At 42.8% G+C, this 15,708-nt stretch carries 15 protein-coding genes; 11 read left to right on the top strand and 4 right to left on the bottom strand.

Annotated elements, in window-relative coordinates; all coding sequences use genetic code 11:
- The first annotated feature begins 132 nt into the window (after positions 1–132).
- From AC0DBE_RS07460 to sipT, 4 genes are all read left to right on the top strand, one after another.
- A complete protein-coding gene (locus tag AC0DBE_RS07460; RefSeq protein WP_003218720.1) occupies positions 133–888 on the top strand; it encodes a DeoR/GlpR family DNA-binding transcription regulator in 756 nt (251 codons plus the stop codon).
- Positions 885–1,796 carry a 1-phosphofructokinase gene (gene pfkB, locus AC0DBE_RS07455; protein ID WP_072566214.1) on the top strand — a complete coding sequence of 304 codons (912 nt, stop codon included), beginning with the start codon at positions 885–887 and terminating at the stop codon, positions 1,794–1,796. The genes AC0DBE_RS07460 and pfkB overlap by 4 nt, the downstream gene beginning before the upstream one ends.
- Positions 1,797–1,810: 14 nt before the next feature.
- Complete coding sequence (locus AC0DBE_RS07450; RefSeq protein WP_014113643.1) at positions 1,811–3,715, top strand: PTS fructose transporter subunit IIABC; 1,905 nt, start codon at positions 1,811–1,813, stop codon at positions 3,713–3,715.
- Between the two features lie 143 nt (positions 3,716–3,858).
- Positions 3,859–4,440: a signal peptidase I sipT gene (sipT, locus tag AC0DBE_RS07445; protein ID WP_014113644.1), complete on the top strand. Its 582-nt coding sequence runs from the start codon at positions 3,859–3,861 to the stop codon at positions 4,438–4,440.
- Positions 4,441–4,475: 35 nt separating this feature from the next.
- Here the strand turns inward: sipT and AC0DBE_RS07440 are convergent, their stop codons facing one another.
- The gene (locus tag AC0DBE_RS07440; RefSeq protein ID WP_003222329.1) at positions 4,476–4,745 is read right to left on the bottom strand and encodes a hypothetical protein; all 270 of its coding nucleotides are present in this window, start codon (positions 4,743–4,745) and stop codon (positions 4,476–4,478) included.
- A 181-nt stretch (positions 4,746–4,926) separates the two neighbouring features.
- Between AC0DBE_RS07440 and AC0DBE_RS07435 the strand changes: the two genes are divergently transcribed.
- Positions 4,927–6,546 (top strand): ABC-F family ATP-binding cassette domain-containing protein, encoded by a 1,620-nt coding sequence (locus AC0DBE_RS07435; protein WP_014113645.1) that lies wholly within the window; start codon positions 4,927–4,929, stop codon positions 6,544–6,546.
- 61 nt (positions 6,547–6,607) lie between these two features.
- Positions 6,608–7,519 carry a ketopantoate reductase family protein gene (locus tag AC0DBE_RS07430; protein WP_014113646.1) on the top strand — a complete coding sequence of 304 codons (912 nt, stop codon included), beginning with the start codon at positions 6,608–6,610 and terminating at the stop codon, positions 7,517–7,519.
- A gap of 31 nt (positions 7,520–7,550) precedes the next feature.
- On the opposite strand, the gene AC0DBE_RS07425 is transcribed toward AC0DBE_RS07430, so the two are convergent.
- The 3 genes from AC0DBE_RS07425 to mreBH form a co-directional block, all read right to left on the bottom strand.
- Entirely contained in the window at positions 7,551–8,783 is a 1,233-nt protein-coding gene (locus AC0DBE_RS07425) for an aminopeptidase (protein ID WP_072566215.1), read from the bottom strand.
- 111 nt (positions 8,784–8,894) lie between these two features.
- A complete protein-coding gene (locus tag AC0DBE_RS07420) occupies positions 8,895–9,029 on the bottom strand; it encodes a protein YkpC (protein ID WP_003238865.1) in 135 nt (44 codons plus the stop codon).
- A gap of 101 nt (positions 9,030–9,130) precedes the next feature.
- Positions 9,131–10,138 carry a cell shape-determining protein MreBH gene (mreBH, locus tag AC0DBE_RS07415; RefSeq protein WP_014113648.1) on the bottom strand — a complete coding sequence of 336 codons (1,008 nt, stop codon included), beginning with the start codon at positions 10,136–10,138 and terminating at the stop codon, positions 9,131–9,133.
- A gap of 283 nt (positions 10,139–10,421) precedes the next feature.
- On the opposite strand from mreBH, the gene abhA reads away from it, so the two are divergent.
- The 5 genes from abhA (at position 10,422) to ade (ending at position 15,646) form a co-directional block, all read left to right on the top strand.
- The gene (abhA, locus tag AC0DBE_RS07410; protein ID WP_041520942.1) at positions 10,422–10,700 is read left to right on the top strand and encodes a transcriptional regulator AbhA; all 279 of its coding nucleotides are present in this window, start codon (positions 10,422–10,424) and stop codon (positions 10,698–10,700) included.
- A gap of 189 nt (positions 10,701–10,889) precedes the next feature.
- Complete coding sequence (kinC, locus tag AC0DBE_RS07405; RefSeq protein WP_014113650.1) at positions 10,890–12,176, top strand: two-component sensor histidine kinase KinC; 1,287 nt, start codon at positions 10,890–10,892, stop codon at positions 12,174–12,176.
- 16 nt (positions 12,177–12,192) lie between these two features.
- Positions 12,193–13,020, top strand: a complete 828-nt coding sequence (locus AC0DBE_RS07400) for a gamma-glutamylcyclotransferase family protein (protein ID WP_072566217.1) — start codon at positions 12,193–12,195, stop codon at positions 13,018–13,020.
- Positions 13,021–13,091: 71 nt separating this feature from the next.
- On the top strand, positions 13,092–13,757 hold the full coding sequence (gene ktrC, locus AC0DBE_RS07395; protein ID WP_003222311.1) for a Ktr system potassium transporter KtrC: 666 nt from the start codon (positions 13,092–13,094) through the stop codon (positions 13,755–13,757).
- A 155-nt stretch (positions 13,758–13,912) separates the two neighbouring features.
- A complete protein-coding gene (gene ade, locus AC0DBE_RS07390) occupies positions 13,913–15,646 on the top strand; it encodes an adenine deaminase (RefSeq protein WP_061187389.1) in 1,734 nt (577 codons plus the stop codon).
- The last annotated feature ends 62 nt before the right edge of the window (positions 15,647–15,708 follow it).

Genomic DNA, 15,708 nt, shown 5'->3' with positions numbered 1-15,708 from the left:
TTAATATGGAGAAACGTGAAAGATTTTGATAGTTATTGAATGAATTTGAATGATTTTAGTTGCCTAAATTGAAAAGAGCGTTTACAATGAAATTGTATTCAAAATGAATACGTTTTCATTAGGAGGTGAAGCATGTTAACTCCTGAACGGCATCAATTGATTATTGATCAAATAGAAAAGTATGATGTGGTAAAAATTCAAGAGCTCATAAATCTGACAAATGCTTCTGAATCAACAATCAGAAGAGATTTATCGACACTTGAAGAACGCGGTTTTTTAAAGCGTGTTCATGGGGGAGCGGCCAAGCTTTCCGATATCAGACTTGAACCCGATATGCTTGAAAAATCATCCAAAAACCTTCACGACAAATTGAAGATTGCTGAAAAAGCTGCTTCACTTTTAGAAGAAGGGGACTGCATTTACCTTGATGCAGGCACGACGACTTTGCACATGATTGATTTTATGGATAAAAGCAAAGATATTGTCGTTGTCACAAACGGGGTGATGCATATCGAAGCATTAATAAGGAAAGAAATTTCTTTTTATCTGCTTGGAGGATACGTAAAGCACAGAACGGGCGCGGTTATTGGAGGCGCTTCACTGATTGCCATGGATCAGTACAGATTCGACAAGAGCTTTCTGGGGACAAACGGTGTGCATACAGAGGCTGGCTTCACAACGCCGGACCCTGATGAGGCCCTTTTAAAACAGAAAGCTGTCAAACAGGCAAAACACGCTTACGTCTTAGCAGACCCTTCGAAATTCGGAGAAATTTCATTTTCGGCATTCGCCGGAATAGGCGACGCAACAATCATTACGACTGACGCTGAAGAGCTTACATTCGATAATTACCAAGAAAAAACTGTCGTAAAGGTAGTGAAACCATGATTTACACTGTAACACTTAATCCATCTGTCGATTATATTGTTCACGTTGAAGATTTTACTGTAGGAGGCCTGAACCGTTCCGTATACGATACAAAGTATCCAGGGGGCAAAGGCATCAACGTATCGAGACTGCTGAAAAGACACCATGTACCGTCTAAAGCGCTCGGATTCGTCGGCGGATTTACCGGAGAATATATCAAAACATTTTTGCGGGAAGAGAACCTGGAAACAGCTTTTTCTGAAGTAAAAGGAGATACCCGTATCAATGTAAAGCTGAAAACTGGTGATGAAACTGAAATTAACGGGCAGGGACCGACAATTTCGGGTGAAGATTTCAAAGCCTTTTTAGAACAGTTCCAATCTCTGCAAGAGGGAGATATCGTCGTCCTTGCGGGAAGCATTCCATCTTCACTGCCTCACGATACTTATGAAAAAATCGCAGAGGCCTGCAAACAGCAGAACGCACGAGTTGTTCTGGATATCTCAGGCGAGGCGCTTTTGAAAGCGACAGAAATGAAACCGTTTTTGATGAAGCCAAACCATCATGAGCTTGGAGAAATGTTCGGCACGACAATTACATCTGTTGAAGAAGCCGTTCCTTATGGGAAAAAGCTTGTAGAACAAGGTGCTGAACATGTAATCGTATCCATGGCAGGAGACGGAGCGCTTCTGTTTACGAACGAAGGTGTTTATTTTGCTAACGTGCCAAAGGGGGAATTGGTAAACTCAGTCGGAGCGGGAGATTCCGTCGTTGCAGGGTTCCTTGCCGGTATTTCCAAACAGCTGCCGCTTGAAGAAGCATTCCGCTTAGGAGTGACATCAGGCAGCGCTACCGCGTTCTCCGAAGAACTTGGAACAGAAGAATTTGTCCAGCAGCTTCTTCCTGAAGTTAAGGTCACACGTCTATAGAGGAGGAAACAAAAGTGAAAATAACTGAGCTTTTAACGAAGCATACGATAAAGCTTAATATTGAGAGCAAAGAAAAAGAAAATGTTATTGACGAAATGGTCACTGTTCTTGATAAGGCTGGAAAGTTAAATGACCGACAAGCCTACAAAGAAGCCATTTTAAATCGTGAGAGCCAAAGCTCAACGGGTATCGGTGAAGGAATCGCTATCCCGCATGCGAAAACGGCAAGCGTTATCAACCCGGCGATCGCGTTCGGACGTTCAAAAGACGGTGTCGATTATGAATCATTAGACGGCCAGCCGGCTCACCTGGTGTTCATGATTGCGGCGACTGAAGGCGCGAACAACACTCACCTTGAAGCATTGTCAAGACTTTCAACGCTGTTAATGCGTGAAGAAATCCGCAAGCAGCTCCTTGAAGCTGAGTCTGAAGATGCCATCATCGACATCATTAACCAGCACGATAAAGATGATGACGAAGAGGAAGAGGAAGAAGAAGCGGCACCAGCACCTGCCGGAAAAGGAAAAATCCTAGCGGTGACTGCATGTCCGACAGGTATTGCACACACATTCATGGCTGCGGATGCCCTTAAAGAAAAAGCGAAAGAGCTTGGTGTGGACATTAAGGTCGAAACAAACGGTTCAAGCGGTATTAAACACAAGCTGACTGCCCAAGAAATTGAAGATGCACCTGCAATCATTGTCGCAGCGGACAAGCAGGTTGAAATGGAGCGCTTTAAAGGCAAGCGCGTGCTTCAAGTACCTGTTACAGCAGGTATCAGACGCCCGCAAGAGCTTATCGAAAAAGCGATGAATCAAGATGCGCCGATTTATCAAGGCAGCGGCGGTTCTTCAGCTTCAAACGATGAAGATGGTGCGAGTGGAAAATCTGGCGGCGGCATCGGAAGTGCGTTTTATAAGCATCTGATGAGCGGTGTCAGCAACATGCTTCCGTTCGTAGTCGGCGGCGGTATCCTCGTTGCGATTTCATTCTTCTGGGGAATTAATTCTTCCAATCCGGATGATCCTACTTACAACACGTTTGCTGCAGCTCTTAAGTTTATCGGCGGTGACAATGCATTAGGATTAATTGTGGCTGTTCTTGCCGGATTCATCGCAATGAGTATTGCAGACCGTCCTGGTTTTGCGCCTGGTATGGTCGGCGGATTTATGGCTACTCAAGCAAATGCTGGATTCTTAGGCGGATTAATTGCCGGATTCCTGGCTGGTTATATCGTTGTTCTTTTGAAAAAAGCATTCGTCTTTATTCCGCAGTCACTTGACGGACTGAAACCTGTATTAATTTATCCGCTGCTTGGTATTTTCTTAACTGGTATTATCATGCGTTTCGTTGTGAATACACCGGTAGCAGCATTTATGGATTTCTTAACAAACTGGCTTGAAAGCCTTGGTACTGGCAACCTTGTATTAATGGGTATTATCTTAGGCGGTATGATGGCGATCGATATGGGCGGTCCGCTTAATAAAGCAGCCTTTACGTTCGGTATCGCGATGATCGATGCAGGCAACTATGCGCCTCATGCAGCGATTATGGCCGGCGGTATGGTTCCTCCGCTTGGTATCGCACTTGCAACAACAATTTTCCGAAACAAGTTCTCTCAGCGTGACCGTGAAGCAGGTATTACATGCTACTTCATGGGTGCTGCATTCGTAACAGAGGGAGCGATCCCGTTTGCTGCGGCTGATCCACTTCGCGTCATCCCAGCTGCTGTCGTTGGTGCAGCTGTTGCCGGCGGATTAACTGAATTCTTCCGTGTAACGCTTCCGGCACCTCACGGAGGAGTGTTCGTAGCCTTTATTACAAACCATCCGTTGCTTTACCTATTAAGTATCGTGATCGGTGCTGTCGTGATGGCAATTATCCTCGGCGTCGTTAAAAAACCTGTAACAGAGAAATAAGAAAAAAAGCGTCCTGATTCAAAAGGACGCTTTTTCTTTATCCTGCTCGCTGGAGCGCGGTTAAGTTATGTATTTTATTATCTTTTATGATAAAGTAAAAGAAGGGAAACAACTGACATAGCAATCGTCTAGGAGGAAACACTTTGACCGAGGAAAAAAACACGAAAACTGAAAAAACGGCGAAGAAAAAAACCAATACGTACTTGGAATGGGGAAAAGCGATTGTCATCGCGGTTCTGCTGGCTCTCCTGATCCGTCACTTTTTGTTTGAACCCTATTTAGTTGAAGGTTCATCTATGTATCCCACATTACATGATGGAGAAAGGCTGTTTGTGAATAAGACAGTCAACTATATCGGCGAGCTGAAGCGCGGAGATATCGTCATTATCAACGGGGAGACTTCGAAAATCCATTACGTAAAACGATTGATCGGAAAGCCCGGAGAAACCGTTCAAATGAAGGATGACACGCTTTATATAAACGGAAAAAAAGTAGCCGAGCCTTACTTGTCTAAAAACAAAAAGGAAGCAGAAAAACTTGGTGTCAGTCTGACAGGCGACTTTGGACCGGTTAAGGTTCCGAAAGGCAAATATTTTGTCATGGGAGATAACCGGCTGAATTCAATGGACAGCCGAAACGGGCTGGGACTGATTGCGGAAGACCGGATTGTCGGCACATCGAAGTTTGTCTTTTTCCCGTTTAACGAAATGCGTCAAACAAAATAAAAACGCCTTGCTGGCCTTTGGACAGCAGGCGTTTTTTAATTTGAAAAAGAAGCGACCAATGCAATGCATAATACAGTAATGAACACTGAACCGATAATGGCCAGTACACTGAAGAAAAGGTGAACCTGTTTGTTCTCTTTTCCGCGCTTTTCTAAAAGTCGTTTAGAGAAAATGTGCGAAAATATGTAAATTAGGGCTATTCCAATATATAGGCCGATATCTTTGGCGGTAAAGCCTGTTACGGCAAGGTAAAAGCCCGTAAAAAAGATCAATAAACAGTATTCAGTAAGTGTTAAAAGCCTCAACGTGTTCCTCCATGAGAGTGTGTAATTTTCCAGCCGGATGCATTCTCTCTGTTCAATTGTAACATAGCCGGCCGGTTTGAGTGTATAAGTGTTTTCTCTCTTGTTTTATCAGGGAATCATTTCTCTTGCCCTGCATTCATGGTATACTTTTATTGATGATAGACATGATGGAGGATAATAAATGATTGCTGTAAATAATGTAAGCTTGCGGTTTGCGGATCGCAAGTTATTTGAAGATGTTAATATTAAGTTTACCCCAGGCAACTGCTATGGGTTAATTGGTGCAAATGGTGCCGGTAAATCAACGTTTCTGAAAGTGCTCTCAGGCGAAATCGAGCCTCAGACAGGCGATGTTCATATGAGTCCTGGTGAGCGTCTTGCCATCTTGAAGCAGAACCATTTTGAGTACGAAGAGTATGAAGTGCTGAAAGTGGTTATTATGGGCCACAAACGCCTGTATGAAGTCATGCAGGAGAAAGACGCCATTTACATGAAGCCTGATTTCTCAGACGAGGATGGAATTCGTGCTGCTGAGCTCGAAGGTGAATTTGCGGAGCTGAACGGATGGGAAGCGGAAAGTGAAGCTGCGATTCTTTTAAAAGGCCTTGGTATCTCAGAAGACCTTCATACGAAGAAGATGGAAGACCTTGGCGGTTCAGAGAAAGTAAAAGTGCTCTTAGCACAGGCATTATTCGGCAAGCCGGATGTTCTGCTGCTTGATGAACCGACGAACCACTTGGACCTTCAGGCGATTCAGTGGCTGGAAGAGTTTCTGATTAACTTCGAAAACACTGTTATTGTCGTATCCCATGACCGTCACTTTTTAAATAAAGTGTGTACGCACATTGCTGACCTTGATTTTAACAAGATCCAAATCTATGTCGGAAACTATGATTTCTGGTACGAATCAAGCCAGCTGGCGTTAAAGCTTTCTCAAGAAGCGAACAAGAAAAAAGAAGAGCAAATTAAACAGCTTCAAGAGTTTGTCGCTAGATTCAGCGCCAATGCGTCTAAATCTAAGCAGGCTACATCAAGAAAGAAACTTCTCGAAAAAATTACGCTGGATGATATTAAACCATCTTCCCGCCGCTATCCTTATGTTAACTTTACGCCTGAAAGGGAAATCGGAAATGATGTTCTTCGGGTGGAAGGCTTAACGAAAACAATCGATGGCGTAAAGGTGCTCGACAATGTCAGCTTTATTATGAATAGAGAAGATAAAATTGCTTTCACTGGCCGCAACGAATTGGCTGTTACTACGCTGTTTAAAATCATTTCCGGGGAAATGGAAGCTGACAGCGGAACGTTTAAATGGGGCGTTACGACATCTCAAGCGTATTTTCCAAAAGACAACAGCGAATATTTCGAAGGCAGTGATCTGAATCTTGTAGACTGGCTTCGCCAATATTCTCCTCATGACCAAAGTGAGAGCTTTTTACGCGGATTCTTAGGTCGCATGCTGTTCTCCGGAGAAGAAGTCCACAAAAAAGCAAATGTACTATCCGGGGGAGAAAAGGTTCGCTGTATGCTGTCGAAAGCGATGCTTTCTGGCGCTAATATTTTAATTTTAGATGAGCCGACCAACCATCTAGACTTAGAATCCATTACAGCGCTCAATAACGGCTTAATCAGCTTTAAAGGCGCTATGCTGTTCACTTCCCATGACCATCAGTTTGTACAGACAATTGCCAACAGAATTATAGAAATTACACCTAACGGCATCGTCGATAAGCAAATGAGCTATGATGAGTTCCTTGAAAATGCTGATGTGCAGAAAAAACTGGCTGAACTATACGCGTAATAAAAGAAGCAGAGATTCCTCTGCTTTTTTTTGATACATAGAGTTGAAAGGAGATCACAGCATGAAATGTTTAGTTGTCGGAGCAGGAGGAGTAGGCGGATATATTGGCGGTCGGCTTGCAGAGAAAGGCAATGATGTGACATTTCTCGTACGCCATAATAGAGCTGAGCAGTTAAAAGAAACCGGGCTTGTCATCCATAGTGAAAAGGGGGATGTATCATTTCAGCCCGCATTAATCAGTGCCGGAGAAACCGGGCATTTTGACATCGTTATCATTGCTTCTAAAGCATATTCACTTGGTCAGGTGATAGACGATGTCAAATCGTTTGTCGATCGCGAATCTGTCATTATCCCTTTCTTAAATGGGTACCGCCACTACGAGCAGCTGTTTACGGCATTTTCAAAAGAACAGGTGCTGGGCGGCTTGTGTTTTATAGAAAGTGCTCTAGACAATAAGGGAGAAATTCATCATACGAGTGCATCGCATCGTTTTGTATTCGGAGAGTGGAACGGTGAGCGTACGGAACGAATAACAGCGCTTGAAGAGGCATTTTCAGGCGTGAATGCAGAAGTCATTATCAGCGGGCATATCGAGAAGGACATTTGGAAAAAGTATCTGTTTATTGCGGCGCAAGCGGGGATCACAACGTTATTTCAAAGACCGCTTGGCCCGATCCTTGAGACAGAAGGCGGACGTCACACGGTCCAAACCCTTATTGCGGAAATTGGCGCTATTCTGCGAAAAGAAGGCGTTCCTGCAGATCCGGATCTTGAAGAAGAGAGCTTCCGTACGATGACAAGCATGTCTTATCATATGAAATCATCCATGCTTCGTGATATGGAAAACGGACAAACGACTGAAGGCGACCACCTGCACGGCTTTTTGCTTGAAAAAGCAAAGCGTTTATCTCTTGCAGCACCTATATTAGAAACGGTTTATGCCAATCTGCAAATGTATGAAGCAGAAAAATAAAAAGGAGGCGAAAAGCCTCCTTTTGTTTTATTTAAAAAGCCCAATTTCCGTTTCTGAAGATAGGCTCTCTTTTTCCGTCTGACGTAATTCCGTCAATATTCATATCCTTAGAACCAATCATAAAGTCCACGTGTGTAATGCTTTCATTTAAGCCTTCTTTAACAAGCTCCTCACGAGACATCTGTTTTCCGCCTTCAATGTTAAAGGCATATGCACTTCCGATCGCCAAATGATTTGACGCGTTTTCATCAAACAATGTGTTATAGAAAAGAATATTTGATTGTGATATAGGTGAATCGTATGGAACAAGCGCCACTTCACCTAAATAGTGAGAACCCTCATCTGTTTCCACCAGTTCTTTTAAAATGTCCTCACCTTTTTCGGCTTTAATATCGATTATACGGCCATTTTCAAACGTGAGGGTGAAGTTTTCAATAATATTTCCGCCATAGCTTAACGGTTTTGTGCTTGATACCACTCCGTCGACCCCGTCTTTTTGCGGAAGTGTGAATACTTCTTCTGTCGGCATATTGGCCATAAACTCATGGCCGCTTTCACTCACGCTTCCAGCACCAGCCCAAAGATGCTTCCTAGGGAGCTTAATTGTTAAATCAGTTCCTTCTGCTTGATAATGTAAAGCGGCATAATGCCTCTCGTTCAAATGGTCAACTTTTTCATGAAGATTTTGATCATGATTAATCCACGCTTGCACCGGGTTGTCTTCGTTTACGCGCGTCGCTTTAAAAATTTCTTCCCACAGAAGCTGAATCGCTTCCTCCTCTGATTTGCCTGGAAAAACTTTTTGAGCCCAGCCCGCTGACGCCGCACCTACGACAGTCCAGCTGACTTTGTCCGATTGAATATATTGTCTGTATGTATGTAATGCTTTGCCTGCTGCTTTTTGGAAGGCAGCAATCCGTTTAGAATCTACACCTTTTAGTAAGTCTGGGTTTGACGACACAACAGAGATGAAAGCGGCACCTTTTTTAGCAAGCTCTTCTCTGCCTTTTGCCTCCCATTCAGGGTATTCTTCAAAAGCTTCAAACGGCGCGAGTTCATATTTTAATTTGGCGACTTCGTCATCCTGCCAATTCACCGTGACATTTTTTGCACCTTTTTCATATGCATGTTTCACAATTAAGCGGACAAAATCCCGTACATCTGTTGAAGCATTTACGACTACATACTGGCCTTTTTGGACGTTTACCCCGACCTCTACAGCCAGCTGCGCATATGTATTTAATTTCTGTGAAAATGAATCCATGAATTATTCCTCCTTAAGCTTTTTTCTCATCATATCAAATATGATCCTATAAAGGAAAGAAAGGAGGCCAAAGTGAAAAACCCAAAACAACATGTCTTGGGTCTTTCGATATTACGGATGATTCAGTTTTACAGTGCCGCCTGCAGGCGAATGAGGCATATTTGCTAAAGAAATGCTCATGCCTCCAAGAATAATTCCGCTTAAAATGGCTGCGATCGCTACTCTTCTTCCTAAATCTCTTAGCATCAGTTTCCTCCTTAACGTTTCTCCATTTCCCACAATATGAAGGGAATGAGGAAAAAAGAAGCAAGAAATTTGCTGTATGTGAGATTTTTTTCAGGAAAAGACTATTTAACCGCCTTTTGAAGCTTATCAATCACTTCTAAAGAACGGCCGGTGCCGATTGCGACACATTCAAGCGGGGTTTGCGCCACGTGTACAGGCACGACAATCTCTTCTGTGAGCCATTCTTTAATCCCGTTAAGGAGCGCGCCGCCGCCTGTTAAAATAACGCCGCGGTCAACAATATCTCCGCTTAATTCAGGCGGGCAGTCCTCAAGTGTAGCTCTGATGGCTTCGAGAATATGGAGGAGAGATTCACGCATTGCATCTTGAATTTCATTAGATTGAAGCATAATGGTTTTTGGAAGGCCTGTCACGAGGTCGCGTCCCCGAATTTCCATTGCTTCAGGAACATGCTCAATCAGGGCATGGCCAATTTCCATTTTTACCTGCTCAGCTGTGCGTTCGCCGATCAGTAAATTGTATTTTTTCCGGACGAAAGAAACGATATCCTCATCAAGCTGGTCTCCGCCTATTCTGATAGAGTGGCAGGAAACAACGCCGCCGAAGGAAATAATCGCGACTTCCGTCGTCCCACCGCCGATGTCTACCACCACATTGGCAACCGGCTCATCTACCGGCAAATCCGCTCCGATCGCTGCTGCTACTGGCTCTTCAATTAAATGGACGTTTTTCGCGCCGCAATTTTTCACCGCATCACTGATGGCGCGGCGTTCTACTGCGGTTGAGCCTGAAGGTGTGCAAACGACTACGTTCGGTTTTCTGAACGACATGCCGATGCTTTTTGCGGCTTTTTTCATAATGTGTTTTAGCAGATCGGTTGTCATATCATAGTCTGCGATTACGCCATCTTTCATTGGTCTGACAGCGACAATTTTTCCCGGTGTTTTACCGATCATGTTTTTCGCGTCAGCCCCGATCGCAAGAACTGCTTTTGTCGTTGTATCCACTGCGACAACAGATGGTTCATTTAAGATAATCCCTTTATTTTTGCTGTAAACAAGTATATTAGCTGTTCCTAAGTCAATCCCGATTTCAGTTGATTGAAACATGTTTTCACCCAATCTTTATCCTGATTTTATATGATTCTACATTTAAAGTTTCTAAGAAATGAAGCGATTTTTGGGGGTGTGCGTCGGTAAAGAAATGTTTTTGTAAAAAATCGCGGAACTGTGTAACAGAAGTAATACATTTTTCGGTTTTATGGAAAAAATATCTTGTACTTCTTTATAGAAAGCGGGAAACTTTTTCTAAGTTTCGTACGTCTACGATATATTGAGGTACATCCTTAAACATTACATGAGAAAAGAAACATTTAAAGGAAGAAGGGTTTTTATGAAATCAATAGGTGTTGTAAGAAAAGTAGATGAATTAGGGCGTATTGTCATGCCGATAGAATTAAGACGGGCACTTGATATTGCTATAAAAGACAGTATTGAGTTTTTTGTTGACGGAGAAAAAATTATCTTGAAAAAGTACAAACCTCATGGCGTCTGTTTAATGACCGGAGAAATCACTTCAGAAAATAAAGAATACGGCAACGGTAAAATTACGTTAAGTCCTGAAGGTGCACAGCTGCTTCTCGAAGAAATTCAAGCCGCTTTAAAAGAATAATATCATGTTTGAAAAAGGCGGAGCGATATCATCTCCGTCTTTTTTCGTGCCAATTTCTGATTACCGCCCCTAAGATATGACATCATGAACATTAGGTAATGAATGATTTGGGATACTTTACATATTTTACTCAATTATTTGTCGAAGAATGGTACAATAAGTAGAGAAACACAAGCGGCAGGTGGTCATATGAGAAAATATCAAGCTCGTATCATTTCCATCATTTTGGCAATGATTTTTATAATGTTTTGGGATTATTTATTTTATTTTATAGGCAAAAACCCGATTAATTGGCCTGTTGATATTGTGTATACTGCAGTCACGCTGGTAAGTGTCTGGATGCTGGCTTATTATATTGATGAGAAACAGCAGCTGGTTAAGAAAATGAAGGATAATGAATGGAAGTATAAACAGCTTTCTGAAGAAAAAAACCGCATCATGGATAATTTGCAGGAAATCGTATTTCAAACGAATGCAAAAGGCGAAATTACATATTTAAACCAAGCGTGGGCATCCATAACCGGCTTTTCAATCAGTGAATGTATGGGAACGATGTATAATGATTACTTCATAAAAGAAAAGCACGTAGCCGACCACATTAACAGCCAAATTCAAAACAAAGCGTCTTCTGGCATGTTTACGGCAAAATACGTGAAAAAGAGCGGCACGATTTTTTGGGGAGAAGTTCATTATAAACTTTACTACGACCGAGATGACCAATTTACAGGCAGCCTGGGTACAATGTCAGATATTACTGAGCGGAAAGAGGCTGAAGATGAGCTCATTGAGATTAATGAACGGCTGGCGAGAGAATCTCAAAAACTGTCAATCACGAGTGAACTTGCCGCTGGCATTGCACACGAGGTCAGAAACCCTTTAACATCTGTCAGCGGTTTCCTTCAGATTATGAAAACACAATATCCGGACAGAAAAGGCTATTTTGACATCATCTTTTCAGAGATTAAAAGAATCGATTTGGTGCTCAGTGAGCTGTTGCTGCTTGCAAAACCGCAGGCGGTCACATTTAAAATGCATCAGCTCAACGAGATCCTGAAACAAGTCACGACATTGCTTGATACCAATGCTATTCTGTCCAATATCGTCATAGAAAAAAATTTCAAAGAGACAGATGGCTGTATGATTAACGGAGACGAAAATCAGCTGAAGCAGGTCTTTATCAATATCATTAAAAATGGGATTGAGGCAATGCCAAAAGGCGGTGTCGTAACCATTTCGACTGCTAAAACAGCCTCTCATGCAGTGATAAGCGTCAAAGATGAAGGGTACGGCATGCCGCAGGAAAAGCTGAAACAGATTGGCAAACCTTTTTATTCAACAAAAGAAAAGGGAACCGGACTCGGACTTGCCATTTGTTTGAGAATTTTGAAAGAACATGACGGGGAATTGAAAATCGAAAGTGAAGCTGGAAAAGGCAGCGTCTTTCAAGTTGTTTTGCCTTTAACTTCAGACAGCTGAGAGGGGAAAAATGAAGATGAACTCGCTTCTGTTTGTATACGGGACATTAAGAAAACATGAAGAAAATCATCATCTGCTTGCACAATCGGCATGTATCAGTGAGCAGGCCAGAACGAAGGGATGTCTGTTTGCTGCAAAAGAGGGGCCCGCAGCCGTTTTTGAAGATGAGGGCTATATATGCGGCGAGGTATATGAAGCAGATGAATTGTGTATACATAAGCTCGATCAATTTTATCAAGGCTATGATAAACAAACGGTGCTTGTAGAAACGGATGCCGGGATCAAAAAAGCGCTTGTTTATTTTATGAACAAAGACGAGTGTGCCGGCTTTCCGATAATAAGCAGCGGCGACTGGAAAGAACATCAGATGATCAGTAAATCGCAAAATCCTGTTTATTATTTTGCCTATGGGTCCTGCATGGACAATGCCCGCTTTCAAAAGGCAGGAGTCGATCACTATTTTCAAGATCCAGTGGGAAGAGCTGTTTTAAAAGGTTATACAACCCGCTTCACCCTAAAAAGGGAAGACGGCTCAAGAGCGGATATGATAGAAGACGGAGGAACAACAGAAGGCGTTTTATATCGTATTCCTTTCTCTGCTCTCTCCTATCTGTATAAAAGGGAAGGCGTTGAATCTCTTACGTATCGGCCGGCATTTGTAGACGTTGAGGCAGGCGGAAGGCGCTACACAGACTGCTTAACTTTTCTCGTCCTCCAAAAAGAAGCGGAAACTGCCCCACCTCAGCACTATCAGATTGAAATTGAACGCGGAGCGGAGCTGTATTTGTCACCGGGGTTTGCTGAAAAGCTCAAGCAGCATATGAATTCGCTTCCAAAAGGGTAACGAAATTAACACTGTTACAAAAGAATATGATAAAATTTGATCAATATGAAGTCAGGTAAAGGAGCACCATTATGAAAAAAGAATTTGCGGTAATTGGACTAGGCCGTTTTGGTGGCAGTATTTGCAAAGCATTAAGCGAAGAAGGCGTCGAAGTTATGGCGATGGATATCGATGAAGATAAAGTCAACGAGTATGCCAAGATCGCATCCCACGCCGTTATCGGTGATTCAACAGACGAATCTGTCCTGAAAAATTTGGGTCTGCGAAATTTTGACCACGTTATTGTTGCAATCGGAGAAAATATTCAAGCGAGTATTTTAACGACTCTCATTCTGAAAGAACTTGGCGTTCATACCATTACAGTTAAGGCACAGAATGATTATCACGAAAAAGTGCTGTCTAAAATCGGTGCAGATCACATCGTCCACCCAGAACGCGATATGGCAAAACGAATTGCACATAACATCGTGTCCAACAACGTACTTGATTATTTGGAGCTGTCTGAAGAGCATAGTCTTGTTGAAATCGTAGCTAACAGCCGTCTGGCTGGAAATACGCTTCTCGATTTAGATATTCGTGCGAAATACGGTATTAACATCGTAGCCATCAAAAGGGGCAAGGAAGTCATCGTATCACCTCTTGCGACGGAAGTTATACATCAAGAAGATATTCTCATCGTCATTGGATCAGTTACAGACATTTCCCGTTTTGAAAAAAGAGTTCTTCATACAAAATAGCAGTAAAACAAGCCGTCCCCAAAGGGCGGTTTTTAATATTATCAGAATATAACAACTTTAATGAAATGAGCGTCAATTTCCTAAAATTTTATTGACTAAGCATAGGCGTTCCGATAGCATATTGTACCATATAATAAAAAAGAGGAGGGGCCTATTTGAATAAAGAAGAGCTGGTCAATAGGCTGAATGCTTCAGCCCGAAGACAAAAAGCTGATATCGTCATTAAGAACGGAAAAATCATGGACGTATATAATCAAGAGTGGATATATGAAGATATTGCGATTACAGATGGAGTCATTGTAGGCCTCGGCGAGTATGAAGGCGAAAATATCATTGATGCAGAGGGACAAATGATTGTTCCGGGTTTTATTGATGGACATGTACATATTGAGTCATCAATGGTTACACCAATAGAGTTCGCTAAAGCGGTACTACCGCATGGCGTGACGACCGTTGTTACCGATCCGCATGAGATCGCGAATGTATCTGGGGAAAAAGGGATTGCATTCATGATTGAACAGGCTCGGCAAACACCGCTGAATATCCATTTTATGCTCCCCTCCAGTGTGCCTGCCGCAAGCTTTGAGCGATCAGGCGCAGTGCTCAAAGCTGCCGATTTAAAGCCTTTTTACGAAGAGGAAGAAGTATTGGGGCTGGCTGAAGTTATGGATTATGTGTCGGTTCAGCAGGCTGAAGAAGATATGGTTCAGAAACTGCTCGATGCCCGTGTTGCAGGAAAGCGGATAGACGGTCATTTGGCGGGTTTATCTACAGACCTCATTAACATATATAGAACCGCATTGGTCTTAAACGATCATGAAGTAACGACGAAGGAAGAAGCCCTTGATCGTATTAGAAGGGGAATGTATGTGATGATGCGTGAAGGGTCAGTCGCAAAAAACACTCTCAATGTGCTGCCGGCTGTGAATGAAAAGAACGCGCGCCGTTTCTTCTTCTGTACGGATGATAAGCATGTGGATGATTTATTGTCAGAGGGTAGTGTGAATCATCAGGTGAAAATGGCGATTCAAGCCGGACTAAATCCGTTTTTAGCCTATCAATTAGGAAGCCTTAACGCAGCCGAATGCTATGGATTAGATACAAAGGGAGCGATTGCCCCAGGTTTTGACGCTGATTTGCTCTTTGTATCTGATCTGGAAAACGTCACTGTCACAATGACGATGGTAAAAGGACAGACTGTTGCTGAAGGCAGCAAAGCAATCTATCAAGATTGTGCTTCAACGGCGGCACCAGAACCAGCACTGCTTGATTCTGTTAAGCTTGCTGCTCCTCTTAACAAACAGAATTTTTATATGCCGATTGATTCAAAGCAGCAGATCAATGTGATTCAAATCATTCCAAATCAGCTTGAAACACGATTGATACATGTCGAGGCACCTAATGCTCGCGATTTTGAGTCTGACATTGAGCTCGATTTGTTAAAGATTGCAGTTGTTGAGCGGCATAATGGTTTAAAAGAAATCGGGCTTGGTGTTGTGAAAGGATTTGGATTTAAGAGCGGAGCGATTGCTACAACCATCTCGCACGATTCCCATAATATGATTGCAGTCGGAACAAATGATGCCGATATCGCGGCTGCAGTTAATAAGCTGCAGGAAATTGGCGGAGGATTAACGGTCATAAAAAATGGAGAAGAGCTTCATTCAGTTCCGCTGCCGATCGCGGGGTTATTATCCGACCAATCTGCAGAACAGGTGAATCAAAGCTTACTGACGCTGCATGATAAATTGTCGTTAATCGGTTTCACAGGCGAGTTTAATCCATTTTTGACGCTGTCGTTTTTAGCATTGCCTGTCATTCCTGATATCAAAATGACGACAACGGGATTATTTGATGTAAAGTCATTTCAGCATATTGCATTGCAATAAAAAAGATGCACTCCAAAGTGAGTGCATCTCAGCATGTCGACAAACCCTCGCATTCGTTGTCA

It is taken from the genome of Bacillus sp. VA15, from assembly GCF_055721145.1.
This window is presented reverse-complemented; position numbering and strand designations above follow the sequence as displayed.

Coding starts and splice junctions, on each gene's coding strand:
- AC0DBE_RS07460 (WP_003218720.1), top strand. CDS start 133: ATGTTAACTCCTGAACGGCATCAATTGATTATTGATCAAATAGAAAAG.
- pfkB (WP_072566214.1), top strand. CDS start 885: ATGATTTACACTGTAACACTTAATCCATCTGTCGATTATATTGTTCAC.
- AC0DBE_RS07435 (WP_014113645.1), top strand. CDS start 4,927: ATGATTGCTGTAAATAATGTAAGCTTGCGGTTTGCGGATCGCAAGTTA.
- AC0DBE_RS07430 (WP_014113646.1), top strand. CDS start 6,608: ATGAAATGTTTAGTTGTCGGAGCAGGAGGAGTAGGCGGATATATTGGC.
- AC0DBE_RS07425 (WP_072566215.1), bottom strand. CDS start 8,783: ATGGATTCATTTTCACAGAAATTAAATACATATGCGCAGCTGGCTGTA.
- AC0DBE_RS07420 (WP_003238865.1), bottom strand. CDS start 9,029: ATGCTAAGAGATTTAGGAAGAAGAGTAGCGATCGCAGCCATTTTAAGC.
- mreBH (WP_014113648.1), bottom strand. CDS start 10,138: ATGTTTCAATCAACTGAAATCGGGATTGACTTAGGAACAGCTAATATA.
- abhA (WP_041520942.1), top strand. CDS start 10,422: ATGAAATCAATAGGTGTTGTAAGAAAAGTAGATGAATTAGGGCGTATT.
- kinC (WP_014113650.1), top strand. CDS start 10,890: ATGAGAAAATATCAAGCTCGTATCATTTCCATCATTTTGGCAATGATT.
- AC0DBE_RS07400 (WP_072566217.1), top strand. CDS start 12,193: ATGAACTCGCTTCTGTTTGTATACGGGACATTAAGAAAACATGAAGAA.
- ktrC (WP_003222311.1), top strand. CDS start 13,092: ATGAAAAAAGAATTTGCGGTAATTGGACTAGGCCGTTTTGGTGGCAGT.